We start from the raw sequence: 15881 nt of genomic DNA, 5'->3' as shown, positions 1-15881 counted from the left end.
CGCCGGTGGCAGCAAGCAGAGCACACATGACGAAGGCGCTCATATAGATGCGCGAGACGTTGATGCCCGAGCGGCGCGCTGCTTCCCTGTTGCCGCCGACGGCATGCATGGAGCGTCCCCATTTGGTGCGCGTCAGCGCATAATTCATGGCGGCGGTGAGCCCGACGAAAAGGCCGAACATCCACGGAATGCCGCGCGACTGGTTGAGATAGAACGCGACAGCTTCCAGGGCGAGTGTGATGATGACGGCGCGCAGAAGCAGCCCACGGGCCGATTTTGCCGACAGGCCAGCCGCCCGCCGGCGCGCCGAGGTGCGGTAGCTGGAGAAGAAGAAGGCAATGCCGGCAAGCGCCACCAGCAGATAGGCGACCGGGTCCGGCATGACCATGATCTGGCCGAAACTCACGAGCCAGGAACCATAGGGAAGATTGATCGAACCGGTCGCTCCGAGGATATAGAGCTGCAGGCCGAGAACCGCGAGCAGCCCCGACAGCGTCGACACGAAGCTCGGCATCCCGAAGCGGTTGAAGAGAAACGCGTAGAGTGAGCCGATCAGGGCGCCGATAATCATGGCGGCGAGGATCGCCAGGACCACCGGCCAGCCCTGGTTGACCCAGAAGACGCCGACCAGTGCCGAGGCGAAGCCGCTGACGGAGCCGACGGACAGATCGATCTCACCCACCATCAGGATGCAGACGATACCCAGCGAGATGACGCCGACGGTCGAGCAGTCGAACAGCATGTTGACGAGGTTGCTGCTCGAGAGAAACACCGGATTGAGCGCCTGGAACACCGTCCAGATGATCGCCAGGCCGACAATGACCGGCAGCGAACCGAGATCGCCGGAGCGGATGCGATCCCCAAAGGCGCGGATCGAGCCGGCAAGGCTATCGTCGTGGTGCACTCTTTCGTCACGTCGGTCGAGGAGCGCAGGTGCTGCGGGTTCATTCTGGATGGTCTTCATCATGGCCTGCCCTCCTCGTTTTGTTGGCTTTGCGCCTTGCGGCGCATCGCGCGGCGGGAGACGGAATTGTTGGATGCGCCGGTGATGGCGCTGACGAGCTGTTCGTTGGATGCGTCGGGCGGCATGGTGCCGTTGTTGCGGCCGAGCCGAAGGACGACAATACGGTCGGCGACGGCGCGAACATCCTCCATATTGTGGCTGATCATGATGACGGCGAGGCCGCGCTCCCGCACGCGCTCGATGAGGTCTAGTACCTCGGCGGTCTGGGCAACGCCGAGCGCTGCTGTGGGTTCGTCGAGCATGATCAGTTTCGGTTGGAGCAGCAGCGATCGGGCGATCGCTACCGTCTGGCGCTGTCCGCCGGAGAGCGAGGCGACGGGTTCGCGCACGCTCGGAAGGCGGGCCGAAAGCTCGTTCAAGAGCTTCCAGGCGGCGATCTCCATCGTGACTTCATCGAGCTGATAGGGGCTGAGCTCCTTGCCGAGAAAGATATTGGCGACGACGTCCAGATTTTCGCAAAGCGCCAAATCCTGGAAGACGGTTGCGATGCCGAGGTCGAGAGCGGCGCTTGGGCTCGACAGGTTGACCGGTTTGTCTTCGAAGAAGATCGTGCCCGAGCTTGGCTGGTGCACGCCGGCCAGGATCTTGACCAGCGTCGACTTGCCGGCGCCGTTGTCGCCCACCAGCGCCACGACCTCACCGGCGTATACGTCGAGTTCGATATCGGTGAGCGCCGACACCGCCCCGAAGTTCTTCGATATTCCGCGCAGACTGAGGACAGGCTGACGGGAAGGGTCAGGAGTATGAGAGGTTTCAGACATCGCCTGGCCTTTCGAAAAGCGAAAATCGGAAGCGCGACCGGTGGCCCGGCTGCGCTTTCCCTTGGCTGGATTACTTGGTGATGCCGAGTTTCTTGCAGCCGTCGGCATAACGGCCGGTGCACAGCTCCTCGGCGGTGTTGATCTTCTTGTCGATGATCTCGGCCTTGAGGTTTTCGGCGGTAACGACAGCCGGTACGAAGAGCTGTGCCGGCGTGTCGTAGAGCGTCATTTCGGCCTTGATCGTTTCTCCGGCCAAGAGCTTCACTGCGACGTTGGCAGCGGCAGCGGCGACGATTTCACTCGGCTTGGAAATCGTATTGTACTGATCCCCTGCTATGATCAGCTGCAGCGCAGCGATCGTCGCATCATTGCCGGTGACCGGCGGCACCGGATCGACACCCGCCGCCTTGAAAGCTGCGATGGCGCCGCCGCCGGTGCCGTCATTGGCAGCGACCACGCCGACGATCTGCTTGCCGAAGCGGGTGATCTGCCCGCCTGCCCATTGCTGGGCGTTCGCGGGCTGCCAGTTGGGCGTGTCGAATTCGGCAAGCGTCTTGTATCCGCCGCTCGCCAGGCCCTCATGAATGCCGTCCTTGATCAGCCCGGCAGCCGCATCGGTCGGTGAACCGTTGATCTGCAGGATGCCGCCGCCATCGGTCGGCACGTTCTGTGCCTTCAGATGCTGGACGAGCGATTCCGCAATCGCCTTGCCGATCGCCTTGTTGTCGAAGGAGACGTAGAAATCGGCCTTCCCCTTCGGGATCGGACGGTCATAGGCAATGACCTTGACGCCCTGGCTCTGTGCGAGCTGGACGAGCGATGCGGCGGCCGCCGAATCCACCGGGTCCAGCACGATGACCTTGGCGCCTTGGGTGATGGCAGAATTGAACTGTTGCTGTTGTTTTGCGATATCGGCATCGGCGTTCTGATAGAGAACCTTGCATGACGCGCAAAGTTTCTTCATTTCCGCGACGAAGCCCGGGTGGTCGTGCTCCTCGTAGCGGGTCGAGCCCTGGTCGGGCATGAGGAATGCCACTGTCGCATCCGAGACGGCCGTTTGCGCAAAGGCGGACGTACCGCCCAGTAAAGACAGGACAAATACCGCGGCGCCTGCCGCCCGTGTTGAGAATTTCATCATTTCCATCTCCTCCCATTGAAAAAATTGTGTAGTGATCGCACTGTTCTGTGGTGGCCGTTCGGCTGAAGGAACGGTCGCGCCTGTCCCGGCGGTTTGACGGTTTTGAGGACAAGCATCTCCGATCACGAGCCGCTCATCGCGTGCCCGCGTTCAAGTCAGTGTCAGTTTTCGTTCCTCCTCCTCGTCCTCCTCGTCCCTTGGACGTGCTCGTTCGGCTCCTCTAGGCCGCCTTTGCCACGTTGATATTGTCACCCAACAACCGTCGGAAACGGGAAGGCGTCATGCCTTTTTCCGCGAGAAACTGCCGGTTGAAGTTAGACAGATTGTTGAAGCCTACCTCGAAGCAGATATCGGTGATCGATGCGTGGTCATCGCTCATCAGTATCTGGCAGGCCAGGTTGATGCGCAGGCGTTTGACATATTGCACCAGCGACATGCCTGTATGGCGGCGGAAGCCGCGCGAAAAGGCGCCCGTCGATTGTCCAGCAATCGCCGCGAGATCGGCTTCGTCGAAGGATTTGGTCAGGTGTTCCCTGATATAGGCGAGCGCTTTGTTGATGCCGGCCGACATGTAACCGGAGGGATCGGGCAGATAGCTCGGGCTGGCGAGAAGCTGCGCATCCTGTGCGCGGCTGAGCAGGCCGACGATCATCATGAAAAGCTCGATACGGCGCACACCCTGCGCCTGCTGCACCTCGTTCATCAAAGGTGCGACCTGCCGGCTGGTCTCGGCGCCGAAAAGCACGCCGCGGCGGGAGGCTTCGAGAACAGGTTCGAAGGGGCCGAGTTCGGCCAGCACCTTCATCGTGTCGATGATGAAATTCTCGCTGAACTGGATGAGCTGGCATCGAAGCGGGATGCTCGATCCCGTCGGGACATCGCTGATCCAGTTATGAGGAAGATTAGGCCCGGCAAGCACAAGATTACCAGGCTCGAACTCGCCGATGAAGTCGCCGACGAAATAGCGTCCTGTTGTCGCCACGACGAGATGAAGTTCGTATTCAGGGTGAAAATGCCAACGAACCGTATGGTAGGGATAGCCATGCGCCTTCGTTGCGAAAGATTCGCCCGGACGGATCTGAATGACTTCCAAGTCAGGTTCCATTGCTTCCTCCTCCGAGGGCGGTTCCAAGCCGCCAGCCAAAGTCCCTTTTTGGCTTTATTGTTGAAGGGGAGTGTAATGGGCTCGTGTCATGCCCGCCACCACGATTCCCGGCTAAAACCGATACTTTTTTGACAATCGGCGCTGGGTAGCCGGTGTAAAGACGGCAGTAATTCGCCTTGCACATCGTCCAAGGGCGGGCCTCAGGCGGCCAAGGCTGCAATCACGTTTCTGACAAGCGCAGAAGAAGACAGCCGGCTCGTGGCGCAGCTCGGGGTGCCGATCGCGCCGACACGCACGGAAACGCCGCCGCGGGCATTGGCGATCGCAAACATCGACTCATCGGTGAGGTCGTCGCCGATGGTAATCGGGCAGCGGTTCTTGAAGGGGTCGGACTGGAAAAACCGCTCCAGCGCATCGCCCTTGCTCGACCGTGCCGGACGCAGCTCGAACACCATCTTGCCAAGCTGCAATGCCCAGTTCGGCCCGGCGAGCTCCGCATAGTGGTGCATGCGCTCTTCGAGCACCTTTTCATATTCGGGCGCGAGCCTGTAATGGGCGGCAACGGCCGCACCCTTATCCTCGATCAAGACTCCAGGATAGTGCTCGGCTTCCGTGGTCAGCGCATGCTTCAGCGCCTGAAACTCAGCTGTGGCCTCGACCGTCTGCATGCCCGCGGCGTTCCTGATTTCCGCGCCGTGGAGGCCTGCTGTCGGAAATGCAAAGGGTTTGAACAGCTCGTCTGCGTAGGCAAGCGATCGTCCGGTGACCAGCGCCAGGGCCCCGCCGAGCTTGTTCGACAGGCGATGAAGTTGTCCGGGAAGAGCCTCCGGGACCTCGATCGCATCCGGTGTGGGCGCGAGATTGAGCAGCGTCCCGTCGATATCGAGAAACATCGCCCAGTGATCGGGCTCTTCCAAGACCAGTGAAAGCATTTCCTGAGTAGCGTCGTCGTCTTGCACGGCATTCTCCAAACTCTGCAACCATTGAAGCTAGGTCGCCGGCCGACGAGGACAAGGTGGCTTTTCAGACTCCGGAACATCCAGAGGTTAGTCCGCGTTGTATCCCGCCGCCCGTTCGAGCACTCGCACCGTAGAAGGTACATTGATGGCCAAAAGCAGTTCCGATCCCCGCGATGAGGTCAATGCCCCGTTGGCGCATGGCGCGTTAAACCTGCCATTGGTGACGATCGACGATTACAACAACGAACTGCGTGACAAGGATGGTTTCGTTGGCGACAACGCAAACAAGAAGACCTTCCAACAGAAGCTCGACGATTGGAGAAAACGCATCCGCAAGGTCGGAGACGACCCGATCGGCAAGACCGCGACGGAGAAGCTGTCCAAGAAAAAAATCGACGCTATTTTGAAGGGCGATGATTTGGCGGCGGCGGCGTTGGTCATGGGGGCAGTGGAGGATTTTGCGCAAGACTTTGCCGATGTGATAGGCAAGTTTCTGAAGGACAAACGCTGGGGAAAGACAGAACGTATCGTCGTTGGCGGCGGCTTCCGTCGGAGCCACTTTGGCGAACTAACAATCGCCAGGACCATGGTCATTCTCAAAGCGGCCGGCGTCGACGTCGAAGTCGTGCCGATCGTTCACCACCCCGATGAGGCCGGATTGATCGGAGCGGTCCACCTGATGCCGCGCTGGATGTTCAAAGGTCACGAGGCGATCCTCGCTGTCGATATCGGCGGCACGAACGTTCGCGCCGGCGTCGTTCAATTCGGAAAGGACGACGTGCCGAATTTTGCGGATGCGAGCGTCTGGGAATCCGCCATCTGGCGTCATGCCGACGATGAGCCAAGCCGCACCGCCACCATCGAGAAGTTGGTCGCAATGTTACGGGATCTGATCGGCAAGGCCGAGAAGGCCAATCTCAAGCCGGCGCCGATCATCGGGATCGCATGCCCCGGCATCATCAAAGCCGATGGCTCCATCGAACGTGGCGGACAGAACCTGCCGGGCGGAAACTGGGAGAGTGATAGCTTCAACCTTCCGGCCGCACTGATGAAGGCCATTCCTGAGATCGGCGACGACAGCACATTCGTGATGATGCACAACGATGCCGTCGTGCAGGGATTGTCGCAGATCCCTTTTATGAACGACGTGTCGAGATGGGCGGTGCTGACCATCGGCACGGGGTTGGGCAACGCGCATTTTACCAATCGAGAGGGAACGAAGGTGCGATAGCGGAATCCTGTCCCGCGCGTGCCGGCTAAAGAAACGCGAAATCGACCGAGATGCCGATTCGGCCGCCGCGGTGGAGCATTATGGTAAATAGCAGGTAAACAAGAAGGAATTCCGTAGACGGAAGCGAACTGGCCAATAAGTTCCGCTAGGAGAGATTGCCGCTCTGCGAAAAATGGAATGATATCTGGCCGATCAGGCTGGCGCGAAACGTCCGCGATACCAACGCACGATCCTAACCAGCACATCGATCATACCCGCCGAGACCTGATTCGCCTAGCATGCGCTGTTGTGATCTTCGGGGATGATGACCGCCGCGGGATGTCGCAACCCTATTCGCGTTCAACTGCCGGCATGTGATTGCACTGGTGTCATCTACCGGCCTGGCCGTTAATCGGATCTCCGGATAGACGAACTCCCACCCCTTTAACGCCAGTTGCCCCCAGTACTCAGCCGACTTAGATCGGCGAGAAAATTCAGGTTAGACGTCCCCTCCCCCGATAGCGCGCAGCAGCGGCGCTCTCCCGTCGTAAGACCCGCAGCCGGCACTTCGCAATTCTGGCAATGCCGCATGATCTGAGGTAGCGCCGGTTCGCCGGTGCCGGCAGAGATGCCGCCTTCCGCGTGTCGGGCCCTTGCCTGCGAGACCCTCCTCGGTCTCTGCGCGCAGAAGCGAACCGGGATCTAGCGTCGCGGCCGCTTCGGGGCAGCGCTTGGAAGACGGAGGCCTCCCCTCCCCTATCCTGCCTCGCGCTGGAAAAGATGGTGATAACGCCGCCGGGCCGTTCTCTGCGGGTTCAAATTGCGCTTATCTCTGCGCTTCACGCAAGCCATGCGCAGACGAAAGATGGATCATGAACTTCAAGGGAATAAGCGCTCCGCTCAATGCTGGTCGCCTGGAACAAATGCTCGGCGTTGCTCCGTCACGCCGCGATCCTGAAGCCCAGGACGCAAATGACAAGCCTTCCGGCAATGAACCCGTCCGGGGGCTGGAAACAGAAAATCTATATCGTTCGTCCGCCTACAAATGAGAGATGGGATTGCCTGATCGGTTGGCGCGAGGCAGCGGAAGGTGCTCTTCGATGAGCCGGCGACGACGCTGAGTCGCATCGAAAATGTGCTGCGATCCTTTAAGACTGGCTGTGATGGATGCGGACACGGCCGCCATTGTCAGCTGACAATTGAGCTAAGATTCCGGAATTCCATATGATTTTTTCGTCGAATCCAGTTTGTTATCCATTGGCTAACCAAGAAATCGCTTGACGGAATCGGCAGACTCACGATCATTTGCGCAAAATGACCCGATTTATCAGGATTTGCGTGAATGCCGACCAAGGCCGCGATTGTTGAGAAAGCCAAGAGCGCGAGTCGAGTCTCGATTGACGAGACGATCGCGCAGGACTCGACGATGCTCAGCAGCCAATTGCAAGTGCTGTTCGAGCGGTTGTTTTCGCCCGACGCCCGCAAATCGCTACGGCGGTTCAGCAGCACCGAGACTGCCAAGCTGCTCGGCGTTACCGACAGCTATGTTCGCCACCTCGCCGCCCAGGTGGAAAGCATCAACCCGGAAAAGACGGCGGCGGGTCGACGGGTGTTCTCGCTTGAGGAAATTCATGCGATGCGCCACCATCTCGGGCGCACCAAACCCTCCTATCTGCCGATGCGCCGGCCGGGCGACCATCTCCAGGTGATCGCCGTCACCAATTTTAAAGGCGGCTCCGGCAAGACGACGACATCCATCCACCTGGCGCAGTTCCTGGCTCTTCGCGGCTACCGCGTGCTCGCCGTCGATCTCGATCCGCAGGCATCGATGTCGGCAATGCTCGGATATCAGCCCGAATTCGACGTCGGCGAAAACGAGACGCTTTACGGTGCCATCAAATATGACGAAACGCGCCGCGACGTAGCCGACATCGTCCGCCAGACCTATTTTCCCGGGCTCGATCTCATTCCCGGTAATCTCGAACTGCACGAGTTCGAGCACGATACTCCAAAGGCGCTCGCCGACACCAACCGCGACGACAAGGACATGTTCTTCATGCGGGTCGGCAATGCGCTGCATTCGCTGGAGCAGAGCTACGACGTCGTCATCATCGATTGCCCGCCCACGCTCGGCTTCCTGACACTGTCTGCTCTTTGTGCCGCTACCTCCGTGCTCATCACCGTCCATCCGCAGATGCTCGACGTGGCGTCGATGAACCAGTTCCTGACGATGACTTCCGACCTTCTGGCCGTGGTCAAGCAGGCAGGCGGCAATCTCGATTATGATTGGATGCGCTATCTGATCACCCGCTATGAGGCCAATGACGGACCGCAGGCGCAGATCGTCGCCTTCCTGCGCAGTCTGTTCGGCGAGCGCGTGCTGACCTCGATGATGGTCAAGTCGACAGCGGTCTCGGATGCTGGCCTGTCCAAGCAGACAATCTACGAGGCGGGACGCGAGACGATGCATCGCCAGACCTATGACCGCGGGGTGGAATCCGTCGACAGCGTCAATGCCGAGGTCGAGCAACTCATTCGCAGTGCATGGAGCAGGACATGAGCCCAAAAGGACGCGACATCCTGAAGAGCATGGTCGGCGGCGTCGAGCCGACACGGCCGGAGGTGCCGAGCGTGCAACAGCCGCATCGGCCATCGGGAGCGGTCAAGGCGATGAACCTGTCGCTTGGACGGCTGGGAGAGGAAGCAGCAGCCGCCAAGGCGCTGCGCGAATCGCTGGCCTCCGGCGACAAGGTGCTGGAGATCGATCCGGCTGCCGTGGAAATGTCCTTCATCCGCGACCGCATCCCGGTCGACAAGGATGCCGAGTTCGAGCGATTGAAGCAGTCCATCCAGGAAAGCGGACAGCAGGTTCCGATCCTGGTGCGGCCGGACCCGGTAAGGGCCGGGCACTACCAGGCCGCCTATGGCCACAGGCGCCTGCGCGCAGCAGCGGAGATCGGGGTTCCTGTTAAGGCCGTCGTGCGAAAGCTCACGGATGAGGAGTTGATCCTTGCACAGGGTCAGGAAAATGGCCCGCGTGTCGACTTGAGTTTTATCGAGCGGGCACTGTTTGCACACCGCATGGATGAACACGGCTTTAGCCGCGACATGATTGCCAAGGCGCTGGCGACAGACAAGCCGGAAACGTCAAGGCTCCTGCAGGTGGCTCAGACGATCGACCCCGAGATCATTCTCGCCATCGGGCCGGCCACCAAGGTAGGTCGTCCACGCTGGTTGGCGTTTGCCGAGAAGTTCAGAGAGACGGGCGGACAGAAGAAGGCGCGGGCCGCCATCAGTGCCGCCGGTTTCGACGCGTTGGAGACCAACAGCCGCTTCGATGTCATCTGGAAGGCACTGGAGGAGAAGAGCGCACCACAGCGGGCCGAGCAGACGCTCCGGACCCAAGGCGGCGCGCCGCTTGCTTTGGTGGCCCGTTCCGGCAAAACCTTTCGCATCACCGTCAAATCGGCGGCGTTTTCGGAATTCCTGGCTCAGCGGTTGATAGGCCTCGCCGCCGAGTTCGAAGAGGAAAATCAGGGAAAATGAGGCAGTTAGACCGGTTGTCAGCTGACAATTCGGATAGGAGATAACGCGCAAAAGAAAAAAGCCCCCGAACGTCACCGTCACGGAAGCTTTCCTCGTAGTCTTGAACACCTCCGAGAATCGCACTTCCGAGAATCGCTGTCAAGAGTTTTTGGCGCCGTTTTGGTGAGCGGATTTCTTTTGCCTCGTTGAGGTGGAAGATATGGAAACCGGAAGTGTGACGACGCCCTTCGGGCGGCGGTCGATGACGTTTGGCATGCTCGCAAGCCAAGTCATGGCCGGGGAGATCAAACCGGATCAGTCGGTCGACAAGTGGAAATTGTTTCGCGCGCTGTGCGAAGCAAAGCCGCTGCTCGGCATCGGCGATCGGGCGCTTGCCGTGCTCAACGCTCTTTTGAGCTTTTATCCGAAGAATGAGCTGGCCCAGGGAAACGGTTTGATCGTCTTCCCGTCGAATATCCAGCTTTCGCTCAGAACGCATGGCATGGCTGAACAGACTGTGCGGCGTCATCTTGCCGCGCTCGTCGAGGCAGGTCTTCTGGTGCGCAAGGATAGCCCCAACGGCAAGCGTTACGTCCGCAGGGACAGGGCAGGGGAGGTCGACGAGGCGTTCGGCTTCTCGCTGGCGCCGCTGCTTGCCCGTGCCGAGGAGATCGAACAGCTCGCGGCCGCAGTGATGGCTGAGCGGCTGCATGTCCAGCGCCTGCGTGAACGCATCACCCTTTGCCGCCGTGACATTGCCAAACTGATCGAAGCGGCAGTTGAAGAAGAGATCCCTGGGGATTGGCAAGGCCTATACCGCGAATTCCGGGACCTGATCGAAGGCCTGCCGCGATCGCCGACGACAGCGCAGCTTGAACTGTTGCTGGATGAATTGACGGCCCTGCGCACAGATATTCTTAACCGGCTGGAAATTCGGGTTAAATCAACAAAACAGCGCGGCAATGCCGATTATATCGAGCGTCACATACAGAATTCAAATCCCGACTCCACATCTGAACTTGAACCAAGCTTCGAAACGAAGCAGGGGGCGATGGCGGAGCAAGACAAAGGGCGAGAGGCGGAGATGCTGGAAGAGGGGAGGGGGGAGACAACCCATCCGGCCCGGCAGGAGGAAAGTCGGCAGTCGGGCGGCCGCAACGATGGTGGCGGCCTGAAATCCTTCCCGCTCGGCCTCGTTCTGCAGGCCTGCCCGGAAATCCTTGCCTATGGGCCGGATGGCGTAATCCGCAACTGGCGTGATCTGATGGCCGCAGCCGTCATCGTTCGATCGATGCTGGGCGTCAGTCCGTCGGCTTACGAAGAGGCCGCCAATGTGATGGGTCCGGAAAATGCCGCGACGGTGATGGCATGCATCCTGGAGCGCGGCGGCCACATCAATTCGGCCGGTGGCTATCTTCGTGGCCTGACGCGGCGAAGCGAAAAGGGAGAATTCGCGATCGGCCCGATGCTGATGGCGCTTCTGCGGGCAAATGCGCCGGCCGGCCGGAAGGTTGGATAATGCTCAGCCTGCGTGTGGGCAGCGTATGGCTATGCGCGGATAAGCCTTCGCTCCAGGAAACTCTGCATGTCGCGCCGTCCGTCGACGACGCAGTAGACGACGACATCCGTGCCCAGGATCCGATAGATCATGCGCCACGGCTTATGGTGCAGTTCCCGATATTCGGAAATTCCGATCCCCGCCAACTCCTTCGGAATATTTCCACGGGCGGGGAATTCTTCAAGCTCGGCGCACGCGCTCTCAAGCTCCGTCAGAATGCGCTCTGCCGTCTCGGCGCCGTCGCGGCTGGCGATAAATCGATAGAGATCCTCGATGTCGCGTTCCGCATCCTCAGCGAAAAGAACACGATATGGCATCAGGATCGGCTGTCGGCCAGACGTTTGCGGATGCGCGCGAAGGACTCCGCAGCAGGGCGCAGTTTGCCGTCCTCGACTTGCCGGTTGGTGAGCGCCAACACCTTCAGGAGCGCCAGTGTCTCCTGGGTTTCTTCGTATTGGCCGACGTCCTGAAGGATGGCTTTCGCCTCTCCGTGAAGAGTAATGACGACCGGTTGCGGATTATCCTTCAGCGTCCGGATGATTTCCGGCGCGTGTGCCTTGAGATAGCTGATCGGCTTGACCTGTTCTGACAGCTTCATGCGGTTTCTCCCTTTCGACCAGAATATAGACCATCAAGTGGTCGATTGAAAGAAGCCTTATGCTGTCGTCACACAGCGCCCCCTCAGAGATTTTCCATCTTAGGGGCGGCCGGTTTTTTTCACTCAGCGCGTTCGAAAGAGAATGCCATTTCTTATAATGAAGTTTGTCTACTGATTTTATATACTAAACTTTGCAACCAGGGATCGGATCGTGGTGCCATGACCTACCTCCTCAGTCTTCTCGACAAAAGCCCGATCGAACAGGGTCTGACCGCCGCGGATGCGCTGCGGGCGACTGTAAAGATTGCCGCCCGGGCCGAGGAACTCGGTTATCACCGTTTCTGGGTCGCCGAGCATCACAACATGTCCAACCTGGCGAGCTCCGCGCCGGAGGCGCTGATCGCCTATCTTCTCGCCAGGACATCGAGGATCCGCATCGGCTCCGGCGGCGTCATGCTGCAGCACTACAGCGCCTATAAGGTTGCCGAGACCTTCAATTTGTTGGCGTCGCTTGCGCCCGGCCGCGTCGATCTCGGTGTCGGCAAGGCGCCGGGCGGATTTCCTCTCTCGACGCGCGCCCTGCAGCTTGCCGTCGATCCGGCCAGGAAGCCGGATTTCGCGAGCCAGCTTTCCGATCTCAACATCTATCTCGCCGCCGACCCGAATTACGACGGCGCGCAGGCAACGCCTTTCCCGCCGACTGCGCCTGAGCGTTTTCTGCTCGGCGCCAGCGTCGAAAGCGCCGAGCTCGCTGCCGAGAAGGGCTGGGAGCTTGTTTTCGCCGGTCACCTGAACGGCGATCCTGACAATCTGCGCAGGACCTTCGAGGCCTATGAACGGGCGTCCGGCGGCAAACGTCCGATCCTGGCGCTCGCAGCCTTCGCCGCCGAAAGCGAGGACTATGCCCGCGAGCGCGTCGGCAAGCTGCGCATCGTCAAGATATTTCTGCCGAACGGCCAGACCGTCAATGTCGGCAGCGAGGAGCAGGCGGCCGAATTCGCCCGCCAGGCCGGCATCACCGATTACCGCATCGAGGAAAAGGTGCCGAGCGTGCTGCATGGCACGGCGGAACAGATCCGCAAGGAACTGGACGAATTTCATCGCCGCTACGGGGTCAAGGAGTTCGTGCTCGACACGCCGGCGCTTTCGGTCGCCGAACGCCTGGCTTCCATCGAGCTGCTCGCCAAGGAGCGGCTTTCCCTCGTCGCCTGACCGTTTCCAAAAAGGATTGATCCCATGGCTCAAAAACACGTCACGTTCGGCATCATGCTGCAGGGTCCCGGCGGTCACATGAACGCCTGGAAGCATCCAAGTGGACCGGCAGATGCCAGCGTCAATTTCGACTTCTTCCTCAAGACAGCACGTAAGGCCGAGGCGGCCGGCATCGCTTTCGCCTTCGTCGCCGACGGGCTCTACATCAATGAGCAGTCGATCCCGCATTTCCTCAACCGTTTCGAGCCGATCGCCATTCTCTCGGCGCTCGCCGCCTCGACCTCGAAAATCGGCCTCGTCGGTACGGTTTCGACCTCTTATAGCGATCCCTTCACCATCGCTCGCCAGTTCGCCTCGATCGATCTCATTAGCGGCGGCAGGGCAGGGTGGAATGCGGTAACCTCGCCTCTCGAGGGTTCCGGCCGCAATTACAGCCGCGAACATCCCGAGCACGAACTGCGTTACGAGATCGCCGAGGATTATATCGATGCGATCAAAGGCCTGTGGGATTCCTGGGACGACGACGCCTTCGTCCGCAACCGTGAGACCGGCGTCTTTGTCGACAAGACGAAGATGCATCGCCTCAACCACAAGGGCCGCTTCTTCCGTGTCGAGGGGCCGCTCAATATCGGCCGCTCCAAGCAGGGCCAGCCGGTGGTGTTCCAGGCTGGGGCCTCGGATTCCGGCATCAGGCTCGCCGGCAAACATGCCGACGCCGTCTTCACCAATGGCGGGCCGTTCGAGGAGGCGCGGGCCTTCTACCGCCAGCTCAAGGACAGCGTGATTGCCCATGGCCGCAGTGCCGCGGAAGTCGGTATCTATCCAGGTATCGGACCGATCGTCGGTGCAACGCAGGAAGAGGCGGAGGCCAAGTATCAGGCGATCCGCAACCTCGTCACGACAGAGGAGGCGCTGCTCTATCTCGGCCGTTTCTTCGATCATCATGATTTCAGCGTCTATCCGCTCGACGAGCCATTCCCGGAACTCGGCGATATCGGCAGGAACAATTTCCGCGCCACCACCGACCGCATCAAGAAGACGGCGCGGGAGAAGGGCCTGACGCTCCGCCAGGTCGCGCTCGATTCAGCAACGCCGCGCACGGCATTCATCGGCACGGCCGAGCATATCGCCGACGAGATCATCCGCTGGGTGGATCATGGTGCTGCCGACGGCTTCATCCTCGGTTTCCCTGTCATCGCCGAGGGCTTCGATGATTTCTCCACATACGTTCTGCCGATCCTCACCGAGCGCGGTTATTTCGACCCGGTCCTGAAGGGAGAGACGCTGCGGGATCATCTGGGCCTGCCCTTCCGCGAAAGCCGGTATGCGGCGGGCGCCGATCAGGTCGAACGCCGAAAGGCTGTCGGCGCCTGAAGCGCCGACGAACCGCCATGAACATCATCGCTCAGAACCCGCGCAGCAAGGATCCGGTCGAGAGAGGTATCGCCGCCTACCTCGACGAGATCATCGCGCTTCGCCACGACCTGCACCAATATCCGGAACTTGCGTTCCAGGAGCTCAGGACCAGCAAGCTCGTGGCATCCCGCCTTTCCTCCTGGGGCTATGAGGTGGCGACGGGCATCGCCGGAACCGGCATCGTCGCCACCCTCAGGCGCGGCGACGGCAAAAGGCGGATCGGCATCCGCGCCGACATGGATGCGCTGCCGATCGAGGAGGCGACCGGTCTTGCCTATGCCAGCAGCAATCCCGGCGTCATGCATGCCTGCGGCCATGACGGGCATACCTCGATCCTGCTCGCCGCCGCCCGCTATCTTGCCGAAAGCGGCAATTTCAGTGGTACGCTGCGGCTGATCTTCCAACCCGCCGAGGAAATCGGCGCTGGCGCCCGCAAGATGATCTCGGAGGGCCTGTTCGAGCGTTTTCCAGTCGATGCGGTCTTCGGGCTGCACAACTGGCCGGGTGTGCCGGCGGGCAAATTCGGCTTCGTCAGCGGCCCTGCCATGGCCTCGGTCGATCAGGCGGTGATCAAGATCATCGGCAAGGGCGGCCATGGCGCCGAGCCTCATCGCGCCGTCGATCCGGTGCTTGCCTCGGCCTCCTTCATTACTGCCCTGCAGAGCGTCGTTTCCCGCAATGTCGACCCGCAGGACATGGCGGTCGCAACCGTCGGCTCGATCCATGCCGGCTCCGCCTCGAACGTCATCCCTGAGAGCGTCGAGATGAAGCTCACCATGCGGGCCTTTAGCGAGACGGTCCGCCAGCTGTTGCGAGAGCGCATTCCCGCACTTGCCCGCGCCCAGGCGGAGAGCTTTGGCGCCGAGGCGGATGTGAATTACCGCCTCGGCTTTCCGGCGCTGATCAACCATGCGGCGGAGACGGACTTCGCCAGCAATGTCGCCCATGACGCACTCGGCCCCGCGGCTATCGAGAAGGATTTCCGGCCGAGAACCGCGAGCGAGGATTTTGCCTTCCTGCTGCAGGCAAATCCCGGCAGCTACCTCTTCGTCGGGAATGGCGACAGCGCTCCTCTCCACAGCGCCCACTACAATTTCAACGACGCGATCATCGCGCCGGCCGCCCGCTACTGGGTGCGGCTCGCCGAAACCTTCCTCACTGATGACAACGGGTGATGAACGATATGAGCGATACGTTTCTTTATACCAGCCCTCTCGACCCGCGCGCCAAGCCGCTGATCGATGAATTGATCTACGAATATGACAGCCGCTACGGCAACTATTTCAATGCCGAAGGTGCTGCAGCCGAGCTGAACCGTTATCCTCCTGAAGCTTTTGGGCCGCCTCACGGCAATTTTCTCCTGTTGATCCGTGAT

Annotated in this window: 15 protein-coding genes and 1 pseudogene; 9 read left to right on the top strand and 7 right to left on the bottom strand. The window is 60.4% G+C overall.

The features are described from left to right. The 5 genes from FY112_RS08455 to otsB form a co-directional block, all read right to left on the bottom strand. The coding region (locus FY112_RS08455) for a sugar ABC transporter permease (protein ID WP_151518166.1) at positions 1-967 on the bottom strand (967 nt) is incomplete at its 3' end. Beyond that, positions 964-1785 carry an ATP-binding cassette domain-containing protein gene (locus tag FY112_RS08450; protein ID WP_020047783.1) on the bottom strand — a complete coding sequence of 274 codons (822 nt, stop codon included), beginning with the start codon at positions 1783-1785 and terminating at the stop codon, positions 964-966. The genes FY112_RS08455 and FY112_RS08450, both read right to left, overlap by 4 nt. 70 nt (positions 1786-1855) lie before the next feature. Beyond that, positions 1856-2929, bottom strand: coding sequence for a sugar ABC transporter substrate-binding protein (locus FY112_RS08445; RefSeq protein ID WP_179040299.1), 1074 nt, complete (start codon positions 2927-2929; stop codon positions 1856-1858). 214 nt (positions 2930-3143) lie between these two features. Then, the gene (locus FY112_RS08440; protein WP_026158418.1) at positions 3144-4028 is read right to left on the bottom strand and encodes an AraC family transcriptional regulator; all 885 of its coding nucleotides are present in this window, start codon (positions 4026-4028) and stop codon (positions 3144-3146) included. Positions 4029-4228: 200 nt separating this feature from the next. Next, the gene (gene otsB, locus FY112_RS08435; protein WP_017958283.1) at positions 4229-5008 is read right to left on the bottom strand and encodes a trehalose-phosphatase; all 780 of its coding nucleotides are present in this window, start codon (positions 5006-5008) and stop codon (positions 4229-4231) included. 124 nt (positions 5009-5132) lie between these two features. On the opposite strand from otsB, the gene FY112_RS08430 reads away from it, so the two are divergent. The 5 genes from FY112_RS08430 (at position 5133) to repC (ending at position 11241) form a co-directional block, all read left to right on the top strand. Next, positions 5133-6218: an ROK family protein gene (locus tag FY112_RS08430; RefSeq protein WP_017958284.1), complete on the top strand. Its 1086-nt coding sequence runs from the start codon at positions 5133-5135 to the stop codon at positions 6216-6218. A gap of 851 nt (positions 6219-7069) precedes the next feature. Further along, positions 7070-7246, top strand: a complete 177-nt coding sequence (locus FY112_RS36665; protein WP_017958285.1) for a hypothetical protein — start codon at positions 7070-7072, stop codon at positions 7244-7246. Positions 7247-7539: 293 nt separating this feature from the next. Then, complete coding sequence (repA, locus tag FY112_RS08425; protein WP_151518165.1) at positions 7540-8757, top strand: plasmid partitioning protein RepA; 1218 nt, start codon at positions 7540-7542, stop codon at positions 8755-8757. Further along, positions 8754-9743 carry a plasmid partitioning protein RepB gene (repB, locus tag FY112_RS08420; RefSeq protein WP_151518164.1) on the top strand — a complete coding sequence of 330 codons (990 nt, stop codon included), beginning with the start codon at positions 8754-8756 and terminating at the stop codon, positions 9741-9743. The genes repA and repB overlap by 4 nt, the downstream gene beginning before the upstream one ends. Before the next feature lie 199 nt (positions 9744-9942). Continuing rightward, entirely contained in the window at positions 9943-11241 is a 1299-nt protein-coding gene (gene repC, locus FY112_RS08415) for a plasmid replication protein RepC (RefSeq protein WP_151518163.1), read from the top strand. Between the two features lie 29 nt (positions 11242-11270). Here repC and FY112_RS08410 read toward each other — a convergent pair whose 3' ends face one another. Further along, the gene (locus FY112_RS08410; protein WP_131620539.1) at positions 11271-11597 is read right to left on the bottom strand and encodes a type II toxin-antitoxin system RelE/ParE family toxin; all 327 of its coding nucleotides are present in this window, start codon (positions 11595-11597) and stop codon (positions 11271-11273) included. After that, a complete protein-coding gene (locus FY112_RS08405; protein WP_131620538.1) occupies positions 11597-11878 on the bottom strand; it encodes a type II toxin-antitoxin system Phd/YefM family antitoxin in 282 nt (93 codons plus the stop codon). The genes FY112_RS08410 and FY112_RS08405 overlap by 1 nt, the downstream gene beginning before the upstream one ends. 219 nt (positions 11879-12097) lie before the next feature. Here FY112_RS08405 and FY112_RS08400 point away from each other — a divergent pair, with 219 nt between their 5' ends. From FY112_RS08400 to FY112_RS08385, 4 genes and pseudogenes are all read left to right on the top strand, one after another. Continuing rightward, positions 12098-13090 (top strand): LLM class flavin-dependent oxidoreductase, encoded by a 993-nt coding sequence (locus FY112_RS08400; RefSeq protein ID WP_131620537.1) that lies wholly within the window; start codon positions 12098-12100, stop codon positions 13088-13090. Positions 13091-13114: 24 nt separating this feature from the next. Beyond that, entirely contained in the window at positions 13115-14464 is a 1350-nt protein-coding gene (locus tag FY112_RS08395) for an LLM class flavin-dependent oxidoreductase (RefSeq protein ID WP_151518162.1), read from the top strand. A 17-nt stretch (positions 14465-14481) separates the two neighbouring features. Further along, on the top strand, positions 14482-15681 hold the full coding sequence (locus tag FY112_RS08390; RefSeq protein WP_131643808.1) for a M20 aminoacylase family protein: 1200 nt from the start codon (positions 14482-14484) through the stop codon (positions 15679-15681). Continuing rightward, positions 15678-15881: pseudogene (locus tag FY112_RS08385) on the top strand (GNAT family N-acetyltransferase); the annotation flags it as partial. The gene FY112_RS08390 and the pseudogene FY112_RS08385, both read left to right, overlap by 4 nt.

It is taken from the genome of Rhizobium sp. PEPV16, assembly GCF_008919455.1.
In the GTDB taxonomy this organism is placed as follows: Bacteria; Pseudomonadota; Alphaproteobacteria; order Rhizobiales; family Rhizobiaceae; genus Rhizobium; species Rhizobium leguminosarum_Q.
This window is presented reverse-complemented; position numbering and strand designations above follow the sequence as displayed.